This window comes from Bradyrhizobium sp., from assembly GCF_028868675.1.
GTDB lineage: Bacteria > Pseudomonadota > Alphaproteobacteria > Rhizobiales > Xanthobacteraceae > Bradyrhizobium.
The window spans coordinates 1-4,228 of the sequence record NZ_JAGWUA010000293.1; the positions used below are offsets into that span (position 1 = coordinate 1).

Sequence of the window (4,228 nt, forward strand, 5' to 3'; positions counted from 1 at the left end):
AGCAGCAATTGCGCGAACAGAAGCCAGCCGCGGCGGCGGCCGAAGGCGCGGGTGAACAGTGGCACATGTAGCGCATCCACCAGCGGCGCCCACAGGAACTTCAGCGTGTAGGGTGTGCCGACTAGCGCGAACAGTCCGATGGTGCCGAGGTCGACCCCGGACTCGCGCATCCAAACGAGCAGCGTCGAACCCGACAGCGCCAGCGGGAGCCCCGAGGAGAAGCCGAGCAACAGCACGATCAGCACCCGCGGCTGCAGGTACACGGCAAGACTCTCGCGCCAGGAGGGATGGGGAGGAGGAGTGGGAGTGGCGGTGGCGGCTGGGGCGGTCGCGTCGGGTGCGGTCATGCGGAGGTGGTAGCAGATTCTGGTGCCGCTGCCTCTTCCCCTCGCTCCGCTTGCGCGGAGAGGGGAAGGACTACTCCCCGGCCTGCAGCTTGGTCGGGAACAGCTCGGGGCCGCTCGCGACCAGGCGTGGGCCGTCGGGGGCGTCGGTCTTGCTGAAATCGAGCTCCTCGATCCGGCCGGCGCGCTTCTCGATCTTGTCGGCGGAGATCAGTACCTGGCGGACGTCCTCGTTCACGTCGGCAAAGTGCTTCTGCAGCTTCAGCACGCGATCCCTGAGACGGCCGAGGTCGTCGCCGAGCCTGATGACCTCGGTGCGGATCTGGTCGGCGGCATCGCGCATCCGCGCGTCCTTCATGATTTGCTGCATCACCTGGATCGCGAGCATCAGGAGCGAGGGCGACACCAGCACGACGCGGGCGCGATAGGCCTTCTGGATCACGTCGTCGAAACCGTCGTGAATTTCCGCATAGACCGATTCAGACGGCACGAACATCAGCGCCATATCCTGGGTCTCGCCGGCGACGAGATATTTCTCCGCGATGTCGCTGACGTGCTTCATCACGTCGCCGCGCAGCCGCTGCGTAGCAATCCGCCGTTCCTCGTCGCTTCGCGCGTCGTGCAGCGCGGTCATCGCCTCCAGCGGAAATTTCGCGTCGATGCAGAGCGGCCGCTGGTCGGGCAGGAACACCACGCAGTCGGGCCTTTTTCCCGTCGAGAGCGTGAACTGGAATTCGTAGGAACCCTTCGGCAAACCGTCCTGGACGATCGCTTCCATCCGCGCCTGACCGAACGCACCGCGCGACTGCTTGTTGGCGAGCACGTCGCGCAGCGTGGTCACCTGCGTGGTGAGGTCGGTGAGGTTCTTGTGTGCATTGTCGATGATGCCGAGCCGTTCGTGCAGCGCGCGCAGGCTCTCCATGGTGTTGCGGGTGGTGTGCTCCATCGACTGGCCGACGCGATGGGTCACCGAGTCCAGCCGCTCGTTGACGGCGCGCGCCATCTCGGCCTGGCGGCCGGCGAGCGTCTGCGCCATGGCATCGACCCTTCCATTGGCCTCGCTCTGCGCCCGCAGCATCTCGCTCAGGCGTTCCTCGAGTTCGTCGGCCCGGATGGTCTGCGCGACAGCGAGCTCCGCGCCGCGCCGCGACGAGCGCGCGATCACTACCGTGATCGCCGCGAGCAGGAGGAGGACGAGGACGCCGAAGCCGAGCAGGGCATCGACGATGCGGATCGGCCAGTCGCCGAGCATGAAAATGATCTCGTTCATGCCGTTCGTTCTAGCCGATTCGCGCCCAGGCGCGAACAAAGACGGAACATTTATGGTGAACGCTCGGTTAATTTCCATGGTTAACGAAGGCCTAATTTTTGTAGTTGGCGGACCGTTGACCGGTTCCGGCCCGCATTGACCCCGTCAGGCCCGCGGCTTAAATCGCCCGCCATGGCCATCAGAGAAATCATCATCCTGCCCGACAGGCAGTTGCGTCTGGTCTCCAAGCCCGTGGAGAAGATCACCTCGGAGGTCCGCACGCTCGCCGACGACATGCTGGAGACCATGTATGCCGCGCCCGGCATCGGGCTTGCCGCGATCCAGGTTGCGCAGCCGCTGCGGCTCATCACCATGGATCTCGCGCGGCCCGATGAGAACGGCGAGACCAAGCCGCTGCCGCGTGTCTTCATCAATCCCGAGATACTCTCGCATTCCGAGGAGACGTCGGTCTACGAGGAGGGCTGCCTCTCGATTCCCGAATATTATGAGCAGGTCGAACGTCCGGCAAAGGTGCGGGTGCGCTTCACCGACATCGACGGCAAGGTCCATGAGGAGGATGCGGCGGGGCTCTACGCCACCTGCATCCAGCACGAGATCGACCACCTCAACGGCGTGCTGTTCATCGACTATCTGTCCAAGCTCAAGCGCGACCGCGTGTTCAAGAAGTTCGAGAAAGCCGCCAAGCGCGCGGCGGAGTAGTCATCCGCACTGTCGTCATGGCCGGGACGAGCCCGGCCATGACGGAGTACATTGCGCGGAACGCAGGTCCTGTTGTCATGTCCCTCCGTCTCATCTTCATGGGCACGCCCGAGTTCGCGGTGCCGACGCTGCTGGAGCTCGTGGCCCATGGTCACGAAATCGCGGCCGTCTATACCCGCGCGCCGAAGCCGGGTGGGCGGCGCGGGCTGCAACTGCAGCCGACCCCGGTCGAGGACGCCGCGCGAAAACTCGGCATTCCTGTGCTGACGCCGAAGACACTGAAGACGCCGGAGGCACTCGCAGAGTTTTCCGCCCACGGCGCCGATGCGGCGGTGGTCGTCGCCTACGGCATGATCCTGCCGCAGGCCATTCTCGATGCGCCGAAGCTCGGCTGCTTCAACCTGCATGCCTCGCTGCTGCCGCGCTGGCGCGGCGCGGCGCCAATCAACCGCGCCATCATGGCGGGCGACGCCGAGACCGGCGTGATGGTGATGAAGATGGACGTCGGCCTCGACACCGGCGACGTCGCCATGGCGGAACGCCTCGCGATCACGGACAGCATGACCGCGGCCGATCTGCATGACCGGCTGGCGCGACTGGGGGCCGATTTGGTGGTGCGGGCGATGGCCGCGCTGGCACGCGGCGGCCTGCAGCTCCGGAAGCAGAGCGAGGACGGCGTCACCTACGCCGCCAAGATCGACAAGGCCGAGGCGCGGATCGACTGGAGCAGGCCGGCGCATGCGGTGCTGCGTCACATTCATGGCCTGTCGCCGTTCCCTGGCGCCTGGAGCGAGCTTTCGGGCGCGGGCGACAACGCCCGCATCAAGCTCCTGCGGTGCGAGCCGGCCAAGGGCGCAGGCGCGCCGGGCGCGGTGCTTGACGACCGTCTCACCGTCGCCTGCGGCAGTGGTGCGATCCGGATCATCGAATTGCAGCGCGAGGGCAAGGCGCGGATGCGGGCAGAGGACTTTTTGCGCGGTGTGAAGGTCGAGGCCGGCGCGAGGTTTACGTGACGCTGTCAGGCGCATATTCAACTCGTCATGCTCGGTCTTGACCCGCGCATCCATCTCCTCGCAAGACTGCTTCCAAGGAGATGGATTGCCGGGTCAAGCCCGGTAATGACGCCGGACAGATTGGAACGATGCCCCGCTATAAGCTCATCATCGAATATGACGGTGCTCCCTTCTGCGGCTGGCAAGTGCAGGAGACGTTGCCCTCGGTGCAGGGCGCGCTGGAGGCCGCGGTGAAGGCAATGAGCGGCGAGGCGGCGCGGGTGCACGGCGCCGGCCGCACCGACGCCGGCGTGCATGCGCTCGGCCAGGTCGCGCATGTCGACATCGAAAAGGCGTTTCCTTCCGATCGCCTGCGTGACGGCTTGAACGCGCATCTGCGCCCGCACCCGGTCGCCGTGCTGGCGGCGGAGATCGTGCCGGAGAGCTTTGAGGCGCGCTTCTCCGCGATCAAGCGTCACTATCGCTACCGCATTCTCAATACGCGGGCCAATCTCGCGCTCGACGTCGGCCGCGCCTGGCGCGTCCCGCGCAAGCTCGACGCCGCTGCGATGCACGCGGCCGCGCAACGGCTCACCGGCAGGCATGATTTCACCACGTTCCGCGACGCCGATTGCCAGGCGAAATCACCGGACAAGACGCTCGACCAGCTCGACGTCGTCGGCGACGGCCGCGAGATCACCGTGCTCACCTCGGCGCGGTCCTTCCTGCACAGCCAGGTGCGCTCGATGGTGGGCTCGCTGGTCTGGGTCGGCGAGGGCCGCTGGACCGCGGACGATCTCTCCGCCGCACTCGCCGCCCGCAACCGCGCCGCCTGCGGCATCGTCGCCCCGCCGGAAGGGCTGTATCTGGTGCGGGTGGATTATTAGAGCTGGAAGGAAGTTCTCGTTCCGGCGTCATGGCCG

4 protein-coding genes and 1 pseudogene are annotated in these 4,228 nt (G+C 66.2%); 3 read left to right on the forward strand and 2 right to left on the reverse strand.

The window, feature by feature from the left end:
• Positions 1–347, reverse strand: a pseudogene (locus KGM94_RS23835) (MFS transporter); the annotation flags it as partial.
• 70 nt (positions 348–417) lie between these two features.
• A complete protein-coding gene (gene rmuC / locus KGM94_RS23840; protein WP_300264743.1) occupies positions 418–1,614 on the reverse strand; it encodes a DNA recombination protein RmuC in 1,197 nt (398 codons plus the stop codon).
• Between the two features lie 171 nt (positions 1,615–1,785).
• On the opposite strand from rmuC, the gene def reads away from it, so the two are divergent.
• The 3 genes from def (at position 1,786) to truA (ending at position 4,192) form a co-directional block, all read left to right on the forward strand.
• Complete coding sequence (def, locus tag KGM94_RS23845; protein WP_300264746.1) at positions 1,786–2,313, forward strand: peptide deformylase; 528 nt, start codon at positions 1,786–1,788, stop codon at positions 2,311–2,313.
• A 77-nt stretch (positions 2,314–2,390) separates the two neighbouring features.
• Positions 2,391–3,326: a methionyl-tRNA formyltransferase gene (fmt, locus tag KGM94_RS23850; protein WP_300264748.1), complete on the forward strand. Its 936-nt coding sequence runs from the start codon at positions 2,391–2,393 to the stop codon at positions 3,324–3,326.
• A 128-nt stretch (positions 3,327–3,454) separates the two neighbouring features.
• Entirely contained in the window at positions 3,455–4,192 is a 738-nt protein-coding gene (gene truA / locus KGM94_RS23855; protein ID WP_300264751.1) for a tRNA pseudouridine(38-40) synthase TruA, read from the forward strand.
• The last annotated feature ends 36 nt before the right edge of the window (positions 4,193–4,228 follow it).

What these genes read in the sequence shown, in the direction of transcription:
- fmt (WP_300264748.1), top strand. Translation starts at nt 2,391, where the DNA reads ATGTCCCTCCGTCTCATCTTCATGGGCACGCCCGAGTTCGCGGTGCCG.
- truA (WP_300264751.1), top strand. Translation starts at nt 3,455, where the DNA reads ATGCCCCGCTATAAGCTCATCATCGAATATGACGGTGCTCCCTTCTGC.
- rmuC (WP_300264743.1), bottom strand. Translation starts at nt 1,614, where the DNA reads ATGAACGAGATCATTTTCATGCTCGGCGACTGGCCGATCCGCATCGTC.
- def (WP_300264746.1), top strand. Translation starts at nt 1,786, where the DNA reads ATGGCCATCAGAGAAATCATCATCCTGCCCGACAGGCAGTTGCGTCTG.